Below are 22158 nucleotides of genomic sequence, written 5' to 3'. Positions count from 1 at the left end.
ATCCACACCACCCCACGAGGCCGCCTCGTCGGGGGCCGCCTTGCGCGGTCCCCGAGGCCGGCCCGTGAGGGACCGAGCGACGCGAAGGGGAGAACGCCATGCCGAAGGAGACCGCCGTCTACACTCACGGCCACCACGAGTCCGTGCTGCGCTCGCACACCTGGCGGACCGCCGAGAACTCGGCGGCCTACCTGCTCGGTTCACTCAAGCCCCACATGCAGATCCTGGACATCGGCTGTGGGCCCGGCACCATCACCGCGGACCTGGCCGCACTGGTCCCGGACGGGCACGTCACGGGCGTCGACCATGCGCCGGACATCCTGGACCAGGCCCGCGCCACGGCGGCGGAACGGGGCCTGGACAACGTCGACTTCGCCGTCGCCGACGTACACGCGCTGGACTACCCGGACGACTCGTTCTGCGTCGTGCACGCGCACCAGGTGCTGCAGCACGTCGGCGACCCGGTCCAGGCGCTGCGCGAGATGCGCCGGGTCTGCAAGCCGGGCGGATTCATCGCCGTACGCGACTCGGACTACTCGGCGATGACCTGGTATCCGCAGACTCCGGGCATGGACGACTGGCTGGACCTGTATCTGCGGGTGGCCCGCGCCAACGGCGGCGAGCCCGACGCGGGACGCCGTCTGAAGTCCTGGGCGCTGCAGGCCGGCCTGACGGACATCACGACCACGTCGGCCACCTGGTGCTTCTCCACCGCGGACGAGCGCGCCTGGTGGAGCGGTCTGTGGGCCGACCGTACGACGGCTTCGGCGTATGCGGAGCGCGCGGTCCAGAGCGGCCACGCGACGGCCGAGCAGCTGACGGCCGTCTCGGAGGCCTGGCGGGACTGGGGGCGGCAGGAGGACGCCTGGTTCTCCGTACTGCACGGGGAAATCCTCTGCCGGAAGTGAGTGACCGCCGCCTCGGGCAGACACCGCCGCAGTGCCCCAGGTGGTGCCCGAGGAGGTAGCGAGCGACCGGCCTCCCGGTCATTCCCTGGGGAGCAGCGGTCCGAGCGGCCCGAGGTCGATGTTGAGGTCCTCGGGCCGCAGGCCGTACCGCTCGCGCAGCTCGGTCATGCGCTCCTCCAGGAGCATCAGGGTCAGTCCGATCCGCTCCTCCTGCTCCTCCGTCAGCTCCCCCGTGTCGACGCGGCGCAGGGCCTGCCGCTCCATCAGCTGACGCAGCAACTCGACGACCGTCAGGACGAGTTTGACGAGATCGCGCTCCACCGTGTCGGGCTCGAGGTCCAGCCGGTTGCGCGCCCTTTTCTGCACCGCCTTGCGCGTCCTGTCCTGCGCCACGTCAGTACACCTCCGGCAGTGCCCGGGACCGGGCCTCGGGCAGCGTCTCCGGCTGCAACCCCTGCCAGGGCGAGGGCACCTGCTCGTTCACCGAGCTGACGAGGGCGTTCAGATCGATGCGAACGAGATCGACATCCGCGATCCGCAGGGTGATGTCGCCGGTGATGACCACACCGCCGGCCAGCAGCCGGTCCAGAAGGTCCACGAGGGCGATCTCACGCCGTTCGACGACGGTCATCGACGGTCCTCCCCCTCGTACTCGCCCTGGTCACGCTGGTCGTGGCCGCCCGCGGCCGTCCCCTGCCGCCCGTAGTCGTCCAGGCTGGAGAACGAGTACGCGGCCCACGGACCGGTCAGTTCGACGCGCAGCCCCGGTTCCTCGTCCTTCGTGCGATCGACCAGCTCGACGAATTCCTCGGAATGGGACCGGTCGACGAGATACGCGGCGTTGAGCACATTGCGGCCGGGGGCCCGTGAGAGCGCGGGATTCTGCGGAGGGTGCAGCCGTGTCGCCCGCGCATGCCGGGAAAGATGTCCGTGCACTGTCCGGGCGAAATTCTCGGCGCGCTCCCAGACGCTCTCCTGCCGTTCGCGTGCCGCGCGCTTGCGGCGGAGATAGTCGCGCCCCGTCGCGGGTTTCGCCTCGGGCTCGGCCTGGCCCTGCGGCGCGGATTTCTCCGGGGCCACATATACCTTGACGCCCCATTCGACCCGGCCTGCTATCCGTTCCAGCGCGGTATGGAGGCGTTCATGCTCGTCCTCGATCATGGTGCGTACGCCGCTGTCGTCGCGGAACACGGTGGCCAGCCGCAGCGGCAGCGGGCTCGTCACGGTGGTGAGTGCGGCGATCACCTTCTCGTGGGCGCGCGCGGTGTCGGACAGCCAGTCCAGGTCCTCCAGATGCGCACGCAGGGGCTCCTCGGCGAAGTCCCCTTCCGGTACGGCGCTGACGACGGCGACCAGGTCACCGTGGTGCAGCAGCTTCGGGGGGCTGCCCGCGACTCCCGTGAGCTCGGCCTGCAGAGGCGCTTCGAAGGGCCGGCAGACGGCGTACACATAGCGCAGACCGCTCATGTCGCTCATGCCCTTTCGTCGTCCGGCGGGTCCGCGCCGTCCTGGCGGTCCGCGCGGTCGGTGGCGTCCTCGCGGGCGCGGCGAGCGCCGCCGGACCGGCCCGCCTCGCCTGGCCCGCGGACCGCCTCGGACCTGCGCACCTCACCGCCCTGGCGGTCCTCATGGTCTTCACGGGCACGGCGGACGCTGCCAGGTCGGCGTACCTCGCCACCCCGCCCACGGTCCGCCGCGGAGCGGCGCACCTCGCCGGACCGGCGATCGTCGTCCGGCCGTCGCACCTCGCCGGACCTGCGCACTTCGCCGACCCGGGATCCCCTCTCCGGGTGCGAGTCCTTCTCCGAGAGGGGCTCCCTGTCCGAGTGGCGCCCTTCCACCGACCGCTGCGGCCTCTCCGGCCTGCGGCTCTCGACGTCCGATCGGCGAGCTCTGTCCGACGCGCGGCCTTCGGCCGAGGCGCGATCCTCGCCTGAAGTACGCCCCTCGCCCGAAGTGCGGCCCTCGCCCGGAGCGCGGGCCTCGCCCAGGTGGCGCGCCCGGACCGGATGGCGCTCCTCGGCCGCATGGCGCGCCTCACTCAGGGCACGGTCCTCGGCCGGATGGCGCGCCTCGCCGGGCTCGCGACGGCGCTCATCGCCCCGACTGCCCGTCTCCAACCGGTGTCCCCCGCCCGAACCGCGCAGCTCGCCGGAGCCGCGAGGCTCACCCGTCCGATGGAACTCACCGGAGCGGCCACGGCCCTCGTCGGCCCCGCGCATGTCGTCGATCCCGAGCACGTCCTCGTATCTACGGCCGCTGCGGCCGTCCTCGTACTCGTGAACCCTCTCTCCGAGGACCTCCTCGGGCGCACGCCGTCCCCCGTACCCCCGGATCTCCTCGAGCCTGCGCGTCTCCTCGGGCAGGTGTCCGGCCTCGAGTGCCGCGACGCGCGCCTGGAGCTCCGCGTTCTCGCGGGCGAGTTCGTTGCGGCGGGCACGGGACGAGAGCTCGGGGTCGCTCTCCCACCAGTCGATGCCCATCTCCTTCGCCTTGTCGACCGATGCGATGACGAGCCGCAGTTTCACGGTGAGCAGCTCGATGTCGAGCAGGTTGATGCGGATGTCCCCGGCGATCACGATGCCCTTGTCGAGCACGCGCTCGAGGATGTCGGCCAGATTGGCCCCGCCGCCCTGCCCGTACGGCTCGGGAAGCCTGCTTGCTGTCGTCATCGGCGTCGGCTCACTCTCCGAAGGGCCGTTGCATCAGATACGCCTGGGCCTGCTCGAGACGGTCGAGGAGCTCGTCCTCCAGCCGGTCGAACTCCTCGTCGTCGATCTCGCCCGCCTCCAGCTTCTCTTCGAGGCGGGCGAGTGCGCCGCGTATCGCCGCCGGGTCGTAGTACTGCCGCTCGGCCTCGTCGAGCACCCGTCTGAGGACCCACATGCTGCCGCGCACGGGGGCGGCCGGCAGCAGCAGGACCTCCTTCAGCAGTCCCATACGCTCACTCCGCGGTCGTGGTCGCCGCGGCCTCGGCGTGCTCGGACGGTCCGGGCTCGACGAAGCTGTACGGCGGCAGCGGGCCGTTGACACGCAGCTCCAGATGCGGATGCGCCTTGCGTACCTCCTCGACCGCGGCCAGGAACTGCTCGGCGGAGTCGCGGTCGACGAGGAACGACACGTTGGCCACCCAGCCGGTGGACTCCGGACCGACGCTGATGGCCTCGGCCACCGGTTCCAGGGTGTGCTGCAGTTCGACGGCGTCGTCGGCCTCCCGCGTCTGCAGTGCGGCCACGACCATCTCCCCGAGCCGCAGCCGGTCCTCGTAACTCCCGCCGCCCGCCTTGCGGTTGGCCTCTGTCATGGCGCGGATCTCCGGGTTCTCCGCCATGACGCGGTGCAGCACGGCCTCCTCGTTGTGCACGGCCTTGACGTTGTACTCGTCCATTCCGTCGAGGGACCTCAGCCGCTCATCGTAGTGTTCGGCACGCTCCTGGAGCACATGCCGGACTGCGTCGTCGTCGGTGGCGATGCTGCCGAACCGCATGGGCAGCACCGGACCGCCGGCGCCCGCCTCGCTCAGCACCCTCTGGTGGGCGAGCAGGTCGCTCCGTTTGGGCCGCAGCCCCTCGGGCGCGTCGCTGACGATCGCGGCGAGCTCGCCCTCGGCGACGATCCGCACCGGGCGCGGCGGGGCTCCGATGCCTTCCATCCCGTCCGGGAGCGACCGGCCGGCGCGGCGAGCGATGCCGTAGACGTAGGTGCTCACTCCTGCTCCTCCTCCCTCTTCACCGTCTTCTCGGAAGCCTCCTTCGCCCTCCTGCTGCTCCTGGCGTCGGCCGCCGCCTCCTCGGCCTTCTCGCGGACCGAACCGATCGCGTCCTGCACGGTCTGGGCGGCGCCGGCCAGCGCCCCCTTCGTCTTCCGGCGCGCGCCTGATTCGGTGACCTGTCCCACGATCTCGGGCAGCCCAGGCCGGGCCTTCCTGCCGGCTTCCAGGTCGAGCCGGTTACAGGCTTCCGCGAAGCGCAGATAGGTGTCGACACTGGCGACGACGACCCTCACATCGATCTTGAGAATTTCAATGCCGACGAGCGAGACACGCACGAAGGCGTCGATGACGAGTCCTCGGTCGAGGACGAGCTCCAGGACGTCGTACAGGCCGCTGGTGCCGCCTCCGCCTCCGGTCTGTGTTGCCGGGACTACGGTCATGACGACCGGTCCTCCTTGTCCGTCTTCGGTATCGGCGCGGGTGGCCGCCTAGCGGCCGCCGGAGCGGTGTGCGTCGGCCCTCCCGCGTTCGTAGCGGCGGACGCGCCGGTAGCCGCGGAGCTCGCCCCACGGGTCGAGGTCCACCGCGTAGCTCGCCAGGAGACTCATCGTGTCGGGCACCCGCTCGAGCTCGAGCACCTCGATCTCCAGGCTCCAGCCGTCGTCGGTCCGCTCGCAGGACGAGACGGACTCGGCGGTCATACCGGTGAGCTCCTCCAGTTGGGCGCGCGCGTCGCGCAGCACCTCCATCGGGCCCGGCAGGTCGCCCGCCGCTCCGGGTTGTCGCTTGTTCGGTGTGTTCCCCATGGCCACCTCTCGCTCCGAGTGGCCAGCGGGAATGGGGCCAAACCAGTCGAAATAGGGACGAACCTTCAAGGGTCCGGCCGGCCGTGCCTCGTGCCCGTTCAGTCCGCCGTGCGTGCCGGTCCGCTCAGCCCGCGCCGGGCCGGCCCGAGCGCACGTCCGCGCCGCGGCAGTCCGGCCCACGGATCGCTGCGGGCCTGCTCCACCGCATCCTTGATCGTCCAGTGACGGGAGTCGACGGCCGGGTCGTCGAGCTGGCTCCAGGCGAGGGGCACGGCCACGGGCGCACCCGGCCGGGCACGGACGGTATACGGCACCACAGCGGTCTGTGCGTAGCCGTTGCGCTGTACGTCGAGGTAGGGCCGATCGCCGCGGTCCATCTTGTGGGCGGCGGTGGTGAGCCGGTCCGGATGGGCGTCGGTGAGGGCGTCGGCGACGGCTTTGGCGAACGCCCGGACCTCGTCGAAGTCATGGTCTCCGCCGACCGGCACGACGACGTGCAGGCCACGGGAACCGGTGGTCATCAGGGCGGACGGCAGCCTCAGCTCGTCGAGCAGTTCAGAGTGGCCGTGTCCTGACACACGGTGTGCGCGGCTGATGGTCGGCCTGGCAGCGCTGACGGCGGTGTTCACGATGTGATCCCGTCCGGCGTTTGTTTGTTCAAGCCCGTCCGGCGTTTGAGGACGAGCCCGAAGGGCGATTCGGGGGGCCGGGGGCGGAGCCCCCCACGCGGCGGAGCCGCATATCGGACACAGCGGGAAGGGGCGGGTTTGGGGAAGGGGAAGAACTACCTCACCACAGCCTGCTCCACCAGCAGCTGCACAGCCGCCGCAATCGACTGAGCGTCGATACCCGCTGCATGCAACTGCTCCCGCGGAGCAGCCGACCCCGGCATCGTACGAACAGCGAGCCGCACCATCCTCGGCACCGGACCGCCGTCCACGAACGCGTCCATGACGGCGTCCCCGAGCCCGCCCTCCAGCCGGTGGTCCTCGACCGTGAGCAGACACCCCGTCCGTTCGGCGGCCGCCCGCAACGTACGGCGGTCGACCGGTTTGACCGAGTAGAGGTCGATGACCCGCACCGCGATGCCCTCGTCCGCCAGCAGACGGGCGGCCGCCAGCGCCTCATGGACGGTCACCCCGGCCGCGACGACCGTCAGCCGGTCGGCGTCGGACATCCGCAGCACCTTGCTGCCGCCCACGGGGAACTCCTCGCCGGGCCCGTAGACGACGGGCATCTCACCCCGGCTCGTACGGAGATAGCTCACTCCGCGCTGCTCGGCCATCGCCGCGACGAGGTGCGCGGCCTGGTTGGCGTCGCAGGGGTAGAGCACGGTGGAGTCGTGGACGGCGCGGAACATCGCGAGGTCCTCGAGACCCATCTGCGAGGGCCCGTCCGCTCCGATGGCGACCCCGGCGTGCGAGCCGACCAGATTGATGTCGGCGCCGCTGATCGAGGCCATGCGGACGAAATCGTAGGCGCGCGTGAAGAACGCCGCGAAGGTCGACGCGTACGGCACCCAGCCGCGCGCGGCAAGACCGACCGCGGCGGCGACCATCTGCTGTTCGGCGATGTAGCACTCGAAGAACCGCTCGGGATGTTCCTTGGCGAAGAACTCGGAGCGCGTGGAGTCGCTCACCTCGCCGTCCAGGGCCACCACGTCGCCGCGGGCCGTGCCGAGCGCGGCGAGCGCCTGGCCGTAGGCGTCGCGGGTGGCCACCTTGTCGCCGGTCTCGTAGCGCGGCAGCTCGAGGTGGCCGGTGCGCACGGAGTGCAGCATCCGTGCGGGCGGCGGCGACTGGACGTCCACGCGTACGTCGTGCACTCCGCCGAGCTCCTCGATGGCCTCCTCGGGGTCCGGCAGCGGCTTGCCGTGCAGGCCCTCCCGGTTCTCGACGGACCGGACGCCCTTGCCCTTCACGGTCCTGGCGAGGATCGCGGTGGGCTGCCCCAGGGTCGAGCGGGCCTCGGCGTAGGCGCGGTCGATGTCGTCGACGTCGTGGCCGTCGGCCTTGATGGTGTGCCAGCCGAAGGCCTGGAACCGGCGTGCGTAGGAGTCGAGGTCCCACTGGTGCCGTGTCGGGCCGCGCTGGCCGAGCCGGTTGACGTCGACGATCGCGGTGAGGTTCTCCAGGTGTTCGTGCCCGGCGTGCTCGGCCGCCTCCCAGACGGAGCCCTCGGCGAGTTCGCTGTCGCCGCACAGCACCCACACGCGGTAGCCGATCCGCTCGAGTCGCTTGCCGGACAGCGCTATGCCGACGCCGACGGGCAGGCCCTGTCCGAGTGACCCGGTGGCCACCTCCACCCACGGCAGCCGCTGCGGTGTCGGATGTCCTTCGAGGCGGCTGCCGAGCCTGCGGAAGGTGAGCAGCTCCGTCTCGTTGATCGCTCCGGCGGCCTTGTACGCGGCGTACAGCAGCGGCGAGGCATGGCCCTTGGAGAGGATGAAGCGGTCGTTGCCGGGGTGTTCGGGCCGCTCGAAGTCGTAGCGGAGGTGGCGGGCCAGCAGGACGGCCATCAGGTCGGCGGCCGACATCGACGAGGTGGGATGGCCGGAGCCCGCAGCGGCGGCGGCGCGGACCGAGTCGACACGCAACTGCTGTGCCAGGGCGGTCAGTTCACGTGTCTTCGTGGTGGTCATGCGATTCCTCCCTGGGGGGTCCGGGCAGGCGGGCGAGTTCGGGTGACGCGGTGTCGAGCGGCACGGACCAGGAGCGCACCAGGCCGAGTTGCACCGACTGGCGGGGCAGTACGGCGTCGAGGAGCCAGTCGGCGGCGACCCGGACGCGGTTGCCGGGCATGGCGGCCAGGTGGTAGCCGCGGGTGACGGCCCCGGCGAGCGGGCCGGACAGCGGTATGCCGAAGGGGTTGGCGGCGGCCTTCACCCCGCCGAGGTCGACGGTGAAGCCCACGGGGCGGTGGCGGTAGGCGCGCCGCTCGCCCATGCCGAGGGACGCGGCGACGTTGTGGGCGGCGACCTTGCCCTGCCGCCAGGCGTGCTGTGCGGTCATCGTCGTGTAGCGGCCGGGGTTGTACAGGTCGGGCACCGCGGCCGCGTCGCCGCACGCGAACACGTCTGGGTGTCCTGGCACGTTGAGGAACGGGTCGACGAGCAGCCGTCCGCGCTCCAGCGGCTTTCCGAGGTCGCCGACGAGCGGATCGGGCCGTACGCCGACGCACCAGACGAGGGTGCGGGTGTCGACGAAGTCGCCGTCGTCGAGCAGGACCCCGTCCCGCGTGGCCTCCTTCACGGACGTGCGCGTGCGTACGTCCACGCCGCGCTCCCGCAGCACGCGGTCGGCGGTGTCGGACAGCCGGCGGTCGAGCTCGGGCAGCACACGGGGCGCGATGTCGAGCAGCATCCAGCGGGGGCGTATGCCCGCGCGCAGCGGATGGCGGCGCACCAGATCGTCGGTGAACAGCTGGCCGTTCGCGGCGACCTCGGTTCCGGTGTAGCCGGCGCCGACCACGACGAAGGTGCTGCGGGCGCGGCAGATCGCCGGGTCCGAGTCGATCGCGGCCAGCTCTATCTGACGGGTGACGTGGTCACGCAGGTACAGCGCCTCGGGCAGACCGCGGAAGCCGTGCGCGTGCTCGGCGACGCCGGGGACGGGCAGCAGCTTGTTGACGCTGCCGACGGCGAGCACCAGCCGGTCGTACGACAGCTCGCCGTGCTCGCCCTCCGGGCCCTGGTAGCGGACGGTGCGCCGGTCCAGGTCGATGCCGTCGGCCTCGCCCAGCACCAGTCGTACGTGCGGGAGGGTGCCGGCGAGCGAGACCGTGACCCGGCGCGGTTCGAGGACGCTCGCGGCGACCTGCGGCAGCAGCGGCAGATACAGAAAGTAGTCGGTGGGGTTGAGCAGGGTGATGTCGGCCTTGTCGCGGGTCAGGCGGGACAGGGTGCCGGCGGTCCGGTAGCCGGCGAATCCGGCTCCGACGATGAGGACTCGGGATCGGCTCACAGGGGCCTCCGCCACGGTCTTGTCGGGAATGGAGGACGGGAACACGGCTGCGGCTCCGGTAGGCGGCGCCGTCCGCCGCGGCGGCCATGGGACGGCGGCCGCAGCGCTTTCCGCGTCCCCCCGCAGGGGGTCGGCAAACGTCGCGGGCACCCGCCGCGGCCCCGGGGGGATCCGGCTGTACGCCCTCGCACCCGCGCTGGGCGAACACGGCCGCCCGGTGACGGCCGAACCGGAGGCACCAGGGTGCTGTTCACCTTCGGCGATCTGCCGCTGCGGCCCGGCGCCTGAGGCAGCCCTCAAGCGGTTCAGCAGATCCGCGTCACCCGGCGCCCCGCCAGTACCGCAGCGCCGACGGCCAGCCCCATGCCCACCCGCGCGCGGTTGCGGGACAGCCACTCCTGCAGCCCGGCGGAGCGCGCCTCCTCGTCGAACCGGCCGTGCGCGCCGTGGTCGTGGCCGTGCGGCCCGTCCGCCGGGGCCCACAGGTTGGCCGTGTCGGGCGGCGGCAGGTCCGGGGACTGCTGTGCGTCGTAGCCGGTGCGGGCCAGATAGCGGTCGAGCAGCCCGGGGACGAACGCGTTCGAGACGAGGGTGGTGGCGGTGGAGCCGCCCACCCAGTACTCGCGGCGCCGCGGGTGCGCGGCGGCATGGACGATGGCGCGGGCGGCCACTTCTGGCTGGTAGACGGGCGCGACGGGGCGCGCCCGGCGTGGCAGCCGGTCCAGCACCCAGTCGAACTGGGGCGTGTTGACCGCGGGCAGCTGCACCATCGTCGTACGCACCCTGCTGCCCTGATGCAGTAGTTCGCAGCGCAGTGACTCGTTGAAGCCCTGGATGGCGTGCTTGGCACCGCAGTACGCCGTCTGCAGCGGAATGCCGCGGTAGGCGAGCGCGGAGCCGACCTGGACGATCGTGCCGTGGTCGCGCGGCAGCATATGGCGCAGGGCGGCCCGCGTGCCCGACACGTACCCCAGGTACGTCACTTCGGTGACCCGGCGGAACTCGTCGGCACTGATCTCCATGAAGGGCGCGAAGACGCCGGCGAACGCGTTGTTGACCCAGACGTCGATGGGCCCCAGCGTCTCCTCCACCTGCTCCGCGGCGTCCTCCACGGCCTTGGGGTCCGCCATGTCGACGGGCACGACGAGCGCTTCGCCGCCCGCGCGCTGCACCTCGTCGGCGGCCGCGGCGAGCCCGTCGCGGCCGCGGGCCAGCAGGGCGACCCGGTCGCCCCGGGCGGCGAAGGCGCGGGCGGCCGCGCGGCCGACGCCCGCGCTGGCGCCGGTCACCACGACGGTCCTGCGGCTGCCGATCCTCATCACTCGCCGGCCCTCATCGCTCGGTCACTCGCTCACACCTCGTGGCTCACTACGCCCTGTGGTGCGGAGCCTCGGGCCCGGTCGCGCCGCTGCCCGGGGACGGCGGCACGCCGGGAGTGGGCGGCATGGGAGGCGGCGGCACCGGAGGCAGACCTGTACCGCCCGTGGGCGGTACGACCGGCGGGGCGTGCAGGCCGTAGGAGGTGCCGGGCGTCTCACCGGCGCGCTCGGCTTCTGCGAGGCGCTCGGGAGTGGGGCGATTCGCCGAGGGCCGTGCCGTGTTGCGCAGCACGACGGCGGCGACGGCGAGCAGCGCGGCGGTGATCAGGGCGGCTGCCCAGCCGGGCAGGGCGATGGCCAGCGCGAGTCCGACGGCCAGTGCGACGGCGGCGCCCGCGTACAGCGCCGCGGCCCCGGACCCCGCGTACAGCGCGGCGGTGCGGCGCCGCTTCCTGCTCTGCTCGCGCAGTTCGTCGCGCACGGTTTCGCGGGCGACCTGGGCGAGCTCGTCGATCAGTCCCTTGTCCAGGTGCTCCAGATGATCCAGACGATCCAAGCGGTTCATGGCGGCCGGGTACCCGGGCGGCTGGGCGTGTAACGCCGCCCTGGCGGAAGATCGCCCGAATCGATCTCGCCCCGGGCCGGCCCCAACTAGGCTCGCCCGTATGGAGATCTTGGGAACCACGCTCCGTATCTGCGTCGAGGACCTGGAGGCCTCGGTCCCCTTCTACGAGCGGATAGCGGGCAGCAGAGCCCTCCGCTTCGAGCGTGGGGGCGTGTCGGTCGCCGCGGTCGGCTGCTTCCTGCTGATGAGCGGCCCCGAGCAGGAACTCGAGGTGCTGCGGAAGGTGTCGGCGACGATCGCGGTGCAGGACGTCGACGAGGCCTGCGACGTGCTGAGCTCCTCGGGCGCCCGCATCCTCGCCGGCCCGCTCGCCACCCCGGCGGGCCGCAATCTGATAGCCCTGCACCCGGACGGGGCGGTCTTCGAGTACGTGGACCGGCGCACCGTGATGTAGCCGGTGACGGTCACATCAACTCGTCGTCCTCGAAGTCCGCGTCGAGCTCGACCCGGACCGCGGCCTCCTCCGCCGAGAGGCCGCCGGCCGAGCCCTCCTGGGAGTACACGTCCTGCTCCGGCGGAAGGTCGGGGTCCGGCTCGTCGTAGAGCAGGCCGGCCGGTTCGTCCTCCGGATCGGCTCCCGGATCGTGCGGATCGTGCGGCGTGGTCACGGCGACCGCCTCCTTCGGTACGGTCGGGTGTGCGTGCGGCTCCCGGGTGCCCAGGCCGGCGCGGGGTAGTCGTCACGGCGCGGCGCCCGCAGCGGCACCGGGTGACCCGTCTGTCGCGAGCCGGGCGTGGAGATGGGAGTCGTGGCGCTGTCCGTCCGCGTCCACGTAGAAGTCCCGCATGGTGCCCTCCAGCCGGAAGCCCGCCTTGGTCGCGACCCGGCACGAGGCCGGATTGACGAGGGCGTGGTCGAGCGAGAGGCGGTGCAGCCCGAGCCCGCCCTTCTCGCGCGCACCGAACGCCCAGCGGCTCGCCGCGTCCAGGGCGCATGTCGCCACACCTCTGCCACGGGCCTGCGGCGTCACCCAGTAGCCGAGGACGGCCTGGTCCGGCAACCGGTTGACATCGCGCACGCCGACGGAGCCGAGCAGTGTGCCGTCGGAGGCGTCGGTCACGGCGAAGGCCGCGCTGCCGATCTCCCAGCCGACGATGCGGGGCCTCAGCCACATCGCGGCCCGTTCGGCCTCGGGCGCTGCGACGACCGCCCTGCCGACGGCCCAGTGGAGAATCCCGGGGTCGCGGAACGCCTCCGCGACGGCTGGTTCGTCGGCCTCTTCGAAGGGCCGCAGCACGAGGCCGTCCGCCGGCTTGAGCACGCAGGGAACGAGGGAAGGAATCGTTTGCGTCACCGGTCAGTTCTAACCGATCAGCGGACTTCCGGACGGAACTCCCCAGAACCGCCTCAAAACCCTTGTGCCACCCTCGCCCCGATCGCTTATCGTCGACGCGCTTCCTGCCGGAAGCCCCGGCCCGGCCGGGCAGAGAACCATGACGTGGAGGATGACGGTGCGCTACCGCGAGCTGGGACGTAGTGGATTGTCCGTGTCGGAGATCGGCTACGGCGCGTGGGGTATCGGCGAGTCCGGCTGGGTGGGTGCCTCGGAGGACGAGTCCGTGCGCGCCCTGCACCGCGCCATCGACCTCGGCGTGAACTTCATCGACACCGCGCGCGGTTACGGCGAGAGCGAGCGGATCGTCGGCCGCGTGGTCCGCGAGCGGGCCGGCGACGAGGTGCGTGTGGCGACCAAGGTGCCGCCGAAGAACGGCGTCTGGCCGGCGCCCGACGGCCTGGACCCGGCCGAGACGTTCCCGGGCGAGCACATCCGCGAAAGCCTGGAGACCAGCCTGCGCGTGAGCGGCCTGGACCACTTCGACGTGCTGCAGTTCCACGTCTGGAGCGATGAATGGGTCGGCCGCGGCGACTGGCTGGAGACGATCGCCGAGCTGAAGCAGGAGGGGAAGATCGGCCTGTTCGGCGTCTCCATCAACGACCACCAGCCCGACAACGCACTCGCGCTCGTACGCAGCGGTGTAGTGGACAGCGTCCAGGTCATCTACAACATCTTCGACCAGGCACCCGCCGACGCGCTGCTGCCTGCCTGCGAGGAGCACGGCGTCGGCGTCATCGTGCGGGTGGCGCTGGACGAGGGCGGTCTCACCGGCCGTATCACGTCCGGCACCACGTTCCCCGAGGGCGACTGGCGCAACCACTACTTCCGTGACGACCGCCCGGCACAGGTCGAACAGCGGGTGGCCGCGATCGTCGCCGACCTCGGCATCGCACCCGACGAGATCGCGGAGTACGCATTGCGGTACGGCTTGAGTTCACCGGCGGTCTCCACCGTCATCCCGGGCATGCGCACGGTACGCAACGTCGAGCGGAACACCGCCCTGAGCGACGGGCGTCCGCTCACCGCCGACCAGCTCGCCGTACTGGCCAAGCACAGGTGGCAGCGCAACTTCTACGCCTGAAAGGCGCGTGCCGTCGCGCGTCCCTGAACCCGCCGTGTGCGTTCGGTCATGCCGTACCCGCGGCGGGCAGTTCCAGGCAGAGCTCGTAGCCGCCGTCGGACGTCGGCCCCGAGGTGACCGTGCCGCCGAGGAGGGCGGCGCGCTGCCGCAAGCCCACCAGGCCGTAGCGCGCGCTCGGCAGCGGGAACGGCGGTCTGGTCGGTGCGCTGTTGGTGACGGTGACGCGGACGGCGCCGCGCTTGTGGGCGATGCGGACCGTCGCGGTGGCGCCGGGGGCGTGCTTGCGCACGTTGGTCAGCGCTTCCTGGACGGTGCGGTAGATGGCGCGCTGAACGGTCGGCGGAAGGCTGGCCGGCAGGTGCGTCACCAGCTCCGCCTCGATGCCGCTGCCGTCGACCAGCCGCCGGAGATCGGCCAGGGACGGCTGCGGAGTCAGCTCCGTGAGGCGGCCCCCCGAGTCACGCAGGACGCTGACCATGTGCCGCAGCTCGTCCAGGGTCTGCACGCTCAGCCGCCGGATCGTCGCCGCCGCCTCCTTGGCCTCCGCGTCCCGCGTACCCACTTGAAGCGCCCCGGCCCGCACCGCGATCAGGCTGACCTGGTGGGAGACCACGTCGTGCATCTCCCGGGCCAGCTGTGCGCGCTCCTTGGCCAGCACGGCCTGCGCGGTCAGCAGCCGCTCGTGGTCGCGCGCCTCGGAGATCTCGGCCAGCCTCAGCGACAGATCGCGCCGGACCTGGACGAGCTGGCCCAGGAAGACGGGAGCCACCGCGGTCGCCGCGGTGTAGACCAGGGTGATGAGAGTCGGTGGGTGGAAGAGGTCGAGGTTCGGCGACGGAAACGACGTCATGTCGCCGAGCGTGAGCGCCAGGGCGCAGACGGCCAGCAGGACGCGGTTGCGGCTGAGCGAGGAGAGCGTGTACAGCGCGGCCAGCGCGGCGAAGATCGCGTCCGAGAGCATGACGGACGGCATCGTGAGCACGAAGGTGAGCAGCGGCAGGCGCCGTCGCAGCAGCAGCGCGGAGGCGGCGGTGAGGGCGCAGCCAATGCGCAGCGACTCGGCGAAGTCGACGTTGACCCAGACGTCGATCAGTGCTGCCGCGACGAAGGCGGCGTCGGGCAGCAGGGCGGTCAGGCGGCGCGAGGTCATCCCGCCTCCTCGTCCCGCGGCGGCTTGAGGAAGCCCGCCCGCTCGGCGAGCAGGGCCGCCTGGACGCGGCCGCCCACCTCCAGCTTGGTGAGGATGGCGCTCACATGGTCCTTGACCGTGCCCGTGCTCAGGTGCATCCGGGTGGCGATGTCCGTGTTGGACAGCCCCTCGGCGATGAGGACGAGCACGTCCCGCTCCCGGTCGGTCAGCCGGTCGAGGCCCCGGGCCGCGGTCTCCTGGCCGCCCGCCCCCAGGTAGCCGTCCACGACCGTCCGGGTGACCTTGGACGACAGTACGGTGCCGCCGGCGGCGAGGGCGCGCACCAGGAAGGGCAGCTCCTCGGGGTCGGTGTCCTTGAGCAGGAACCCGGAGGCGCCCGAGCGGAGCGCCGTCTCGACGTACTCGTCCATGTCGAACGTCGTGAGCATGGCCACCACCGGCGGCTCGGGCAGGCGGCGGAGGTCGGTCAGGAGGGTGAGTCCGTCCACGTCAGGCATCCTGATGTCCAGCAGCACGACGTCGGGGTGTGTCTCCCGCACCGCCCGGACGGCCTGGCCGCCGGCCACCGCAGCCACGACCTCGATGTCGTCCGCCGCGTCGAGAATGTGCTGGAAGCCCGTACGGATCAGGGCCTCGTCGTCGACCACCACTACCCGGACCACGCGTGCTCCACTCGCCGTCGGACCACTGTCCGATTCGTACCACGCGGCGCGGCGCCCCGCGGGCGCCCGACACCCGGTCCGGCCGGGCGGCGGGTGCGGACCAGCCGGTCGGCGGGGGCGGTTCTGGACACTTGCCGGATGGTTGAAGCCGCATGCTTCGCGGACCCTTGTGGACATGACGTGCGACGTATCAGGGGCCGTGCAGCCCGGGACGACACCGAGTGACCCGGGCGGACAGGCCCGCCCCGACCACCCGGCACCACGCCGGGCCGGGAAGGAGGTCAGTCATATGACGGTCCGCCTGACACTGCTGTGTGCGAGCACCTGGGACGCCTCAAGGGATGCGGTCTTCGGCGAGGGTGCTCTGAACGAGCGAGCTCTGCTCGAAGCAGGCGCCGCCCGAGCGCTCCCCCTGTACTCACCCGCCTTCCGTGCGCCGTCGGCCCGCTGCACGCAGCTCGCCGACGCCCTCGGTCTGGACACGGTCGTCGAACCCGCGCTCCGCGGTCTCGACCACGCAGAGTGGACCGGCCGCATCGTCAGCGAAGTCGTCGCCGACGACCCCTTCGGGTACCACGCATGGCTCACGGACCCGGACGCCGCGCCACACGGAGGTGAGTCCGTACGCGGACTGTGCCGGCGGACGGCGAACTGGCTGAACAACCTGGACCCCGAGACGGGACACGCACTGGCCGTCGTCGACGAGGCCGCCGTCCGCGCGCTGCTCCTCCACGCCCAGGGCGCAGCGGTACGGGCCTTCTGGCATCTCGACGTGCCGGCCCTGTCCACGGTCTGCCTCACGTCGAGCGGCGGCTTCCGCACCATCCGGCTCGAGCCGGTCCTGCACTGTGTGAGCGAGGGTCACCCGCGGACGGACGTGGTCGTCGGCGCGTCCTGAGGCCCGGCGGCACCTCCGGGGCCCAGCGACTCCTGTGAGGCTCAGCGTCGCCTCCTCAGGAAGAGGGCCCCGCAGAGGGCGCCGACGACGGCCGTGCCGAGCAGCGCCAGCCACAGCGGCATGACCACCACGGGGATCAGCAGCCGGATGCTGGTGCTCTGGGTGTTCTGGAAGATGAACACGAGGCCGAGAACCGCGAGCACGAAGACGGCGATCCTGCCGACCGTCACCGCCGAGCCGCCCGAACCACGCATGCCACCGCCCCCGGAGCTCCTCGGGCTCATGTGTGGCCCCTTCCATCGGAGGGTCGTCCGGCTTCCCCGACCAGCATGTACGGCCGACCGGGGTTACCGCGCGGTGGACGTTCCAGCGGAGTAGGACCAGGGGCCATACGGGTGCCCCAGCGCCTGCCCCGTACGGGAGTGCCCCCCGGTCTGCCCCGTACGGGGGTGGCCCCCCGGCCTACCCCGAACGGGTGACGTCAGCCGCGGACGACCGGCTGGCCGACACGTCACACCAGCGCCGGCGCATCCAGCGTCAGAGTCCCGACGTCCGCGTCCAGTTCGGCCGCCACCCCGAACGGAACCGTCAGCGCGCCCTCGCAGTGCCCGAATCCGAAGTCCTCCAGAACCGGCACCCCGAGCCCGCCCAGCCGGTCGGCGAACACGGCCCGCACCTCCTCGGGCGGCCCGCACTCCACCCATGAACCGAGCGCGATCCCGGCGACACCGTCCAGCCATCCGGCGCGCAGCAACTGCGTGAGGATCCGGTCGAGGCGGTACGCCTCCTCGCCGATGTCCTCGATCATGAGGATGCCGCCGGGCGCGGAGCGTCGTGCGAACGGTGTGCCGAGGTCGGCGGCGAGCAGGCTGACGCAGCCGCCCAGGGTGACGCCGTGCGCGCGGCCGGGCACCAGTGCCCTGCCGGGCGATGCGATCGTCCGGGTGCTCTCGGGCTCGAAGAGCGTGGCCCGCAGATGCTCCTGCGACCGCGTGTTCTTGAGGAAGTCGACGCCCGCGACCATCGGCCCGTGCAGGGTGACGAGCCCCGTCCGTGCCGCGAACGCCTCGTGCAGCGCGGTGATGTCGCTGAACCCGAGGAACACCTTGGGGCCCGCGGCACGCATCGCGTCCCAGTCGAGCAGGTCCACCATGCGCTGGGCGCCGTAGCCGCCGCGGGCGCACAGCACCGCGTCCACGGACGGATCGCACCAGGCGTTCTGGAGGTCGGCGGCCCGGTCCTCGTCCGTGCCCGCGAGGTAGCCGAAGTCCCGGTGCCGGTCGAGGACGTGAGGCCCCACGACGACGTCCAGGTCCCAGGCCCGCAGGATGTCCAGACCGGCCCCCAGCCGTTCCTCGGGCACCGGCCCGCTGGGCGCGACGACAGCCACACGGGCGCCGGGGGCGAGCCGGGCGGGGCGCGTCAGAGGGTTCACGCGACGCACACCCTGACAAAGGCGGGACGGTTCACTTGCTGAGCTCCAGGGTCGGGATGCCGGGCACGTCCAGGCCGAAGACCTGGGCGTACAGGGAGAGTTCGGATTCCAGGGCACGGATCATGGTGTCGGCGCGCCGGAACCCGTGCCCCTCGCCCTCGAAGGCGATGTACGCGTGGGGGACGCCCCGCCCCTCCATCCGGGCGAGGAACCGCTCGCACTGGGCGGGCGGGCAGATCACGTCGTCCAGTCCCTGCAGGAGCAGGAAGGGCGCCGTGATCCGGTCGGCGTGCTCCAGCGGCGACCGCTCCGCGTACCGTCCGGGCACGTCGGCGAGCGGCCCGATCAGCGACTCCAGGTACTGGGACTCGAAGTCGTGGGTCCCTCCGGAGGCCCAGCCTTCGAGGTCGAGGACGGGATAGATGATGGTGCCGCAGGCGTAGACGCCGGTGCTGGTCAACGAGGCGGCCGCCGTCCAGCCGCCCGCGCTGCCGCCGCGGATCGCGAGCCGGTGCCGGTCCGCGGTGCCCTCGTCGGCGAGGGCGAGAGCGACGGCCGCGCAGTCCTCGACGTCGACGACGCCCCACTGCTCACGCAGCCGGTTGCGGTACTCGCGCCCGTGCCCGGTGGACCCGCCGTAGTTGACCTCGGCGACGCCGATGCCGCGTGAGGTGAAGTAGGCGATCTCCAGGTCGAGGACGAGCGCGGCGCGGCCGGTGGGGCCGCCGTGCGCCCACACCACGTAGGGCGGCAGTTCGTTGCCGGGCGCGACATGGCCGGGGCTGTGCGGCGGGTAGATGTGGGCGTGGATGTCGCGGCCGCCGGGCCCGGTGAAGGTGCGGATCCGCGGTGCCGGGTGGTACGCGGGGTCCACGGGGTCCTCGTGCGCGGCACCGATCACCCGGGCGTGGCCGGTTCCGGTGTCCAGTTCCACGACCTCGTACGAGGTGCGGGGGCTTGCGGCGACGCCGAGGACGCGGGTGTCGTGCGCGGCGAGGGTCGGTGCCCACTCGGTCCAGGGGCCTGCCGCATGCGGGCCGGCCTGGAGATCGACGATCTCACCGGTCTCGGGGTCGAGCACGCCGAGGGCGGTGGCGCCCCGGCCGTGGACGACGGCGATCAGCCCGCTGTCGAGCGGCGCGAACCACGTGAGGCCGATCTTCCACAGCGGACCGCCGAACTCCTCGTCGCGCGGGCACAGCGGGGTGACGCCGCTGCCGTCGAGGGCTGTCCGGTACAGGTTCCACCAGCCGGAACGGTCGCTCGCTAACAGCAGTCGCCCGTCGGCAGCCCACTCCACCTGCGGGATGGACTCCTCGGGACCGCCCGCGACGGACACCGCGTCGCCGAACGTGCCGTCCGCCGTGACATCGGCGAGCAGGACCTCCGTCCCGTCCCACGGCATCCGGGGGTGGTCCCAGGCCAGCCATGCGGCGCGCGTGCCGTCGGGCGAGAGGCGCGGGCCGGTGACGAACCGGTGCCGGTCGTCGGAGAGTTCGCGCACGGCGCCGCGGTCCCGGGCGGCCGAACCGTCGAGCGGCACCGCGGCGACGACCCGCCGCACATCGGCCGGCCCGTCCCCGGTGAACTCCTCCAGTACGCACCAGACCTCGCCCCGGTCGAGGTGCACGCCCGGATCGGCCCAGCGCAGCCCGCCACCGACCGGCGAGAGGGGCGTGAGCGGGCGGGGCTCGGCGCCGGGGGAGTCGGGCTCGTAGGCGTACAGCCGCTGGTCCGCGAAGTTCACGAACACCAGCAAGGGTCCTTCGGGACGCTCGGCGGCGGCCCACGGCCGTCCGCCGTACTCGATGACGCGGCTGCGCACGTTCCAGGGGGCGGGCAGCACCGATTCCTCGCGGCCTTCGGCCCGCCGCCGCACCAGTGCGCGACGTCCGCCCTCCTCGGGGCGGGGCTCGGTCCACCACGCCTCGGCGCCGACCCAGCCCACGTACTCGGGCTGCCCGTCGTGCGCGGCTGCCAGGTCAGCGCCGATCGGCGACGGCCACGATCCGTACGGCCGGGTCTCCGCCATGTCCCCCACTCCCCTAGGCGTTGCGCAGAAAGCGGTCGAGGACGCGGACGCCGAAGTGCAGGGCCTCGACCGGTACGCGCTCGTCCACGCCGTGGAAGAGCGCGGCGTAGTCGAAGCCCTGGGGCAGCTTCAGCGGCGCGAACCCGTAGCCGGTGATGCCGAGCCGGGAGAACTGCTTGGCGTCCGTGCCGCCCGGCATGCAGAAGGGCACCACGCGCCCGCCGGGCGCGAACTCCTCGACCGCCGCCCGCATCCCGGCGAACAGCGCCGAGTCGACCGGGGCCTGGAGGGCCACCTCGCGGTGGTGGAACTCCCAGTCGACGTCGGGCCCGGTCAGTTTGTCGAGGGTGGCGCGGAACTCGTCCTCGGTGCCGGGCAGATAGCGGCCGTCGATGTAGGCGGTGGCCTCTCCGGGGATGACGTTGATCTTGTAACCGGCGTCCAGCATGGTCGGGTTGGTGCTGTTGCGCAGTGTCGGCTCGACGAGTGCGGCGGCCCTGCCGAGCCGTTCGACGAGGGCGTCCGCGTCGAAGGACTCGTCGTCGACGTCGAGCGGGCGCCCGTCGATGGTGTCGATGCCGTACAGGGCGGCGAGTTCGCGCAGCGCGGCCTTCACCGTCGGGGTGAGCCGCAGGGGCCACGCGTGGCTGCCGATGTCCAGGACGGCCCGGGACAGGCGCATGACCGCGTTCTCACGGTTGATCTTCGATCCGTGCCCGGCCCGGCCGCGCGCGGTGAGCTTGAGCCAGGCGGTGCCCCGCTCCCCCGCCGCGATCGGGTACAGCTCGTTGCCCTGGCCGTCGTGGAAGGTGAACGCACCGGACTCGCTGACGCCCTCCGTGCAGCCCTCGAAGAGGCCTGCGTGCTCGTCGGCGAGGAAGCCGGAGCCGTCGGCGGCGCTGGCCTCCTCGTCCGCGGTGAAGGCGATCACGATGTCACGTCGGGGCCGCACCCCCGCTCGCGCCCACTGGCGTACGACGGCGAGGATCATCGCGTCCATGTTCTTCATGTCGACCGCGCCCCGGCCCCAGACGACGCCGTCGCGGATCTCCCCGGAGAACGGGTGCACGGTCCAGTCCTCGGCCTGCGCCGGTACGACGTCCAGATGGCCGTGGACGAGCAGGGCGTCGGCGGACGGATCGGTGCCTTCGAGACGCGCGACCACGTTCGTACGGCCCGGGGTGCGCTCGAGCAGCACCGGCTCGAGTCCCGCCCCGGCCAGCTGCTCCGCCGCGTACTCGGCGGCGGGCCGCTCCCGGCAGTCGCCGCCGCCCCGGTTGGTGGTGTCGATCCGGATGAGGTCGGACGTGAAGGTGACGACCTCGTCCAGCGCCTGCTGATCCACCTGCTCAGCCATACTGCTCCTCCATCGCGGCCGAGACGATCGTGGTGACCGCCTTGAACGTGCGAATGGTCTCGTACATGGTCTCGTGGGTGTAGGCCACCTTCCGCTCGCCGGAGACCGCCACGCCCGGCACCACGGTGGCCGCCATCGACAGATGGTCGGCGTCGAACTCCAGCTCCACGGTGAACGGCCCGCCCTGGACGGGCTCGTGGCGCACGGCGAGTGGAGCCGCTTGCTTCGCCGCGGCCCTGATCTCGGCGGCGGTACGCGCGGGCGTACGGCACACGGCGGCGTACCGCGACACATGGTCCTTGACGGCCACCTTGAGCGCCTCTGGTGCGTACCCGAGAGCGTCCTCGCAGGTCAGGTCGTCGCCGGTGACGAGCACCACCGGCACACCGAACTCGGCGACGACATGCGCGTTCAGCAGACCCTCGCTCGCCCTGACTCCGCCCAGCCACACGCCGGTGATGGAGTTGGCGAGGTACGTGTGCGCGAGGACGCCCTCCATGCCCGCCCCGGTGTGGTACCCGACGAACGCGACCCCGTCGACGTCGCCGTGCTGCACGCCCTCGACCATGGACAGCGCCTTGTGGCGGCCCGTGAGCATCTGCGCCCGCTCGTCGAGGCGTTCGAGGAGCAGATTGCGCATGGTCCAGTGCGCCTCGTTGATGAGCACCTCCTCGGCGCCGCCGTCGAAGAACCCGAGCACGGCGGCGTTGACGTCCGAGGTGAACATCGAGCGGCACCGCTCCCACTGGGCGGTGCCCGGCAGCACGTCGGCGGGCCAGGTCACGCCCGTGGCACCCTCCATGTCGGCGCTGATGAGGATCTTCATGTCGCGTCACGTTACGCGCCGGGATGGGAACCGGCCAGGACGCGACAG

Annotated in this window: 24 protein-coding genes and 2 pseudogenes; 4 read left to right on the top strand and 22 right to left on the bottom strand. The window is 72.1% G+C overall.

The features are described 5' to 3' along the window. The first annotated feature begins 98 nt into the window (after nucleotides 1-98). A complete protein-coding gene (locus ACWD4J_RS08815) occupies nucleotides 99-908 on the top strand; it encodes a class I SAM-dependent methyltransferase (protein ID WP_451394596.1) in 810 nt (269 codons plus the stop codon). A 78-nt stretch (nucleotides 909-986) separates the two neighbouring features. Here ACWD4J_RS08815 and ACWD4J_RS08810 read toward each other — a convergent pair whose 3' ends face one another. From ACWD4J_RS08810 to ACWD4J_RS08750, 13 genes and pseudogenes are all read right to left on the bottom strand, one after another. Next, complete coding sequence (locus ACWD4J_RS08810) at nucleotides 987-1301, bottom strand: gas vesicle protein K (protein WP_451394595.1); 315 nt, start codon at nucleotides 1299-1301, stop codon at nucleotides 987-989. Nucleotide 1302: 1 nt separating this feature from the next. Continuing rightward, nucleotides 1303-1539: a gas vesicle protein gene (locus tag ACWD4J_RS08805; RefSeq protein ID WP_451394594.1), complete on the bottom strand. Its 237-nt coding sequence runs from the start codon at nucleotides 1537-1539 to the stop codon at nucleotides 1303-1305. Then, a complete protein-coding gene (locus ACWD4J_RS08800) occupies nucleotides 1536-2375 on the bottom strand; it encodes a GvpL/GvpF family gas vesicle protein (RefSeq protein ID WP_451394724.1) in 840 nt (279 codons plus the stop codon). Before ACWD4J_RS08800 ends, ACWD4J_RS08805 begins: the two co-directional genes overlap by 4 nt. Nucleotides 2376-3262: 887 nt before the next feature. Beyond that, nucleotides 3263-3580, bottom strand: a pseudogene (locus tag ACWD4J_RS08795) (gas vesicle protein); the annotation flags it as partial. Between the two features lie 10 nt (nucleotides 3581-3590). After that, nucleotides 3591-3848, bottom strand: a complete 258-nt coding sequence (locus tag ACWD4J_RS08790) for a gas vesicle protein GvpG (protein ID WP_451394593.1) — start codon at nucleotides 3846-3848, stop codon at nucleotides 3591-3593. Between the two features lie 4 nt (nucleotides 3849-3852). Beyond that, complete coding sequence (locus ACWD4J_RS08785) at nucleotides 3853-4617, bottom strand: GvpL/GvpF family gas vesicle protein (RefSeq protein ID WP_451394592.1); 765 nt, start codon at nucleotides 4615-4617, stop codon at nucleotides 3853-3855. After that, nucleotides 4614-5060, bottom strand: coding sequence for a gas vesicle protein GvpJ (gene gvpJ, locus ACWD4J_RS08780; protein ID WP_451394591.1), 447 nt, complete (start codon nucleotides 5058-5060; stop codon nucleotides 4614-4616). Before gvpJ ends, ACWD4J_RS08785 begins: the two co-directional genes overlap by 4 nt. A 48-nt stretch (nucleotides 5061-5108) precedes the next feature. Beyond that, on the bottom strand, nucleotides 5109-5426 hold the full coding sequence (locus ACWD4J_RS08775) for a gas vesicle protein GvpO (protein WP_451394590.1): 318 nt from the start codon (nucleotides 5424-5426) through the stop codon (nucleotides 5109-5111). 98 nt (nucleotides 5427-5524) lie between these two features. After that, nucleotides 5525-5983, bottom strand: a pseudogene (ligD, locus tag ACWD4J_RS08770) (non-homologous end-joining DNA ligase LigD); the annotation flags it as partial. A gap of 227 nt (nucleotides 5984-6210) precedes the next feature. Further along, nucleotides 6211-8067, bottom strand: a complete 1857-nt coding sequence (locus ACWD4J_RS08765) for a transketolase (RefSeq protein WP_451394589.1) — start codon at nucleotides 8065-8067, stop codon at nucleotides 6211-6213. Beyond that, a complete protein-coding gene (locus tag ACWD4J_RS08760) occupies nucleotides 8045-9388 on the bottom strand; it encodes an NAD(P)/FAD-dependent oxidoreductase (RefSeq protein WP_451394588.1) in 1344 nt (447 codons plus the stop codon). Before ACWD4J_RS08760 ends, ACWD4J_RS08765 begins: the two co-directional genes overlap by 23 nt. Before the next feature lie 305 nt (nucleotides 9389-9693). Further along, a complete protein-coding gene (locus ACWD4J_RS08755) occupies nucleotides 9694-10707 on the bottom strand; it encodes an SDR family oxidoreductase (protein WP_451394587.1) in 1014 nt (337 codons plus the stop codon). Between the two features lie 49 nt (nucleotides 10708-10756). Continuing rightward, on the bottom strand, nucleotides 10757-11263 hold the full coding sequence (locus ACWD4J_RS08750; protein ID WP_451394723.1) for a phage holin family protein: 507 nt from the start codon (nucleotides 11261-11263) through the stop codon (nucleotides 10757-10759). A 109-nt stretch (nucleotides 11264-11372) separates the two neighbouring features. Here ACWD4J_RS08750 and ACWD4J_RS08745 point away from each other — a divergent pair, with 109 nt between their 5' ends. Then, entirely contained in the window at nucleotides 11373-11726 is a 354-nt protein-coding gene (locus tag ACWD4J_RS08745) for a VOC family protein (protein ID WP_451394586.1), read from the top strand. Between the two features lie 10 nt (nucleotides 11727-11736). On the opposite strand, the gene ACWD4J_RS08740 is transcribed toward ACWD4J_RS08745, so the two are convergent. Further along, a complete protein-coding gene (locus ACWD4J_RS08740) occupies nucleotides 11737-11940 on the bottom strand; it encodes a DUF5709 domain-containing protein (RefSeq protein WP_451394585.1) in 204 nt (67 codons plus the stop codon). A gap of 72 nt (nucleotides 11941-12012) precedes the next feature. Then, on the bottom strand, nucleotides 12013-12627 hold the full coding sequence (locus tag ACWD4J_RS08735) for a GNAT family N-acetyltransferase (protein WP_451394584.1): 615 nt from the start codon (nucleotides 12625-12627) through the stop codon (nucleotides 12013-12015). Nucleotides 12628-12784: 157 nt separating this feature from the next. Between ACWD4J_RS08735 and ACWD4J_RS08730 the strand changes: the two genes are divergently transcribed. Beyond that, nucleotides 12785-13750, top strand: coding sequence for an aldo/keto reductase (locus tag ACWD4J_RS08730; protein ID WP_451394722.1), 966 nt, complete (start codon nucleotides 12785-12787; stop codon nucleotides 13748-13750). A 46-nt stretch (nucleotides 13751-13796) separates the two neighbouring features. Here ACWD4J_RS08730 and ACWD4J_RS08725 read toward each other — a convergent pair whose 3' ends face one another. After that, on the bottom strand, nucleotides 13797-14900 hold the full coding sequence (locus tag ACWD4J_RS08725; protein WP_451394583.1) for a sensor histidine kinase: 1104 nt from the start codon (nucleotides 14898-14900) through the stop codon (nucleotides 13797-13799). After that, nucleotides 14897-15562 carry a response regulator gene (locus ACWD4J_RS08720; protein WP_451394582.1) on the bottom strand — a complete coding sequence of 222 codons (666 nt, stop codon included), beginning with the start codon at nucleotides 15560-15562 and terminating at the stop codon, nucleotides 14897-14899. The genes ACWD4J_RS08725 and ACWD4J_RS08720 overlap by 4 nt, the downstream gene beginning before the upstream one ends. 289 nt (nucleotides 15563-15851) lie before the next feature. Between ACWD4J_RS08720 and ACWD4J_RS08715 the strand changes: the two genes are divergently transcribed. Beyond that, a complete protein-coding gene (locus ACWD4J_RS08715; protein WP_451394581.1) occupies nucleotides 15852-16460 on the top strand; it encodes a histidine phosphatase family protein in 609 nt (202 codons plus the stop codon). 41 nt (nucleotides 16461-16501) lie between these two features. Here the strand turns inward: ACWD4J_RS08715 and ACWD4J_RS08710 are convergent, their stop codons facing one another. The 5 genes from ACWD4J_RS08710 to ACWD4J_RS08690 all read right to left on the bottom strand — a co-directional run bounded on the left by ACWD4J_RS08710 (nucleotide 16502) and on the right by ACWD4J_RS08690 (nucleotide 22110). Beyond that, a complete protein-coding gene (locus ACWD4J_RS08710; RefSeq protein ID WP_451394580.1) occupies nucleotides 16502-16744 on the bottom strand; it encodes a lipopolysaccharide assembly protein LapA domain-containing protein in 243 nt (80 codons plus the stop codon). Between the two features lie 227 nt (nucleotides 16745-16971). Beyond that, on the bottom strand, nucleotides 16972-17895 hold the full coding sequence (locus ACWD4J_RS08705; protein WP_451394579.1) for a S66 peptidase family protein: 924 nt from the start codon (nucleotides 17893-17895) through the stop codon (nucleotides 16972-16974). A 31-nt stretch (nucleotides 17896-17926) separates the two neighbouring features. Next, nucleotides 17927-19927: an LpqB family beta-propeller domain-containing protein gene (locus ACWD4J_RS08700; RefSeq protein WP_451394578.1), complete on the bottom strand. Its 2001-nt coding sequence runs from the start codon at nucleotides 19925-19927 to the stop codon at nucleotides 17927-17929. Between the two features lie 13 nt (nucleotides 19928-19940). Next, entirely contained in the window at nucleotides 19941-21284 is a 1344-nt protein-coding gene (locus ACWD4J_RS08695) for a M20/M25/M40 family metallo-hydrolase (RefSeq protein ID WP_451394577.1), read from the bottom strand. Further along, nucleotides 21277-22110: a M55 family metallopeptidase gene (locus ACWD4J_RS08690; protein WP_451394576.1), complete on the bottom strand. Its 834-nt coding sequence runs from the start codon at nucleotides 22108-22110 to the stop codon at nucleotides 21277-21279. Before ACWD4J_RS08690 ends, ACWD4J_RS08695 begins: the two co-directional genes overlap by 8 nt. Nucleotides 22111-22158 lie beyond the last annotated feature (48 nt).

Source organism: Streptomyces sp. NPDC002577 (genome assembly GCF_053594815.1).
The sequence above is the reverse complement of the archived record's forward strand: the minus strand, read 5'-3'. Positions and strand labels throughout refer to the sequence as shown.